This window comes from Agrobacterium sp. MCAB5, from assembly GCF_052114365.1.
GTDB classification, from domain to species: Bacteria; Pseudomonadota; Alphaproteobacteria; order Rhizobiales; family Rhizobiaceae; genus Agrobacterium; species Agrobacterium tumefaciens.
Genome location: NZ_JBFREP010000371.1, coordinates 1 through 362, shown reverse-complemented (window position 1 = coordinate 362; position 362 = coordinate 1). Strand labels below are relative to the sequence as shown.

The 362-nt window shown below is 62.4% G+C and carries 1 protein-coding gene; it reads left to right on the top strand.

Annotation, left to right across the window (positions count from 1 at the left end; translation table 11 throughout):
* Window positions 1-362, top strand: a 362-nt coding sequence (locus AB4Z23_RS29080) for a sugar dehydrogenase complex small subunit (protein ID WP_441361385.1), incomplete at both ends; no start/stop codon positions are given.

Genomic DNA, 362 nt, shown 5'->3' with positions numbered 1-362 from the left:
GAGATCCTGATGCCTTTCGATCCTTCTTCCCCGGCCGTGCTCGGCCATCATCTCTCGCGTCGCAGTCTGCTGCGCGGCACGGCCGCCTTCGGCGGTCTGGCAATCGCGGCCAATCTGCTCGGTCTGACATCGGCCGCTGCGGCTGACGACGGTGCTGCTTCTTTCACCCAGCTGTCGGAATTTCTGACCGGCTATAAGCTCGACCCCGTTCTCGGCGCACGTTTTTTCGCGGCGCTGAAGAAGCGCGACGCGGATCTGGACGCAAGCCTCGCTGCATTGTCCCAACTCATCAAGCAATCCGGCGTGCCGAATATGGATGGGTTTCTGGCGCTGGCCGACACCGATCCGGCGCTGATGAAGAC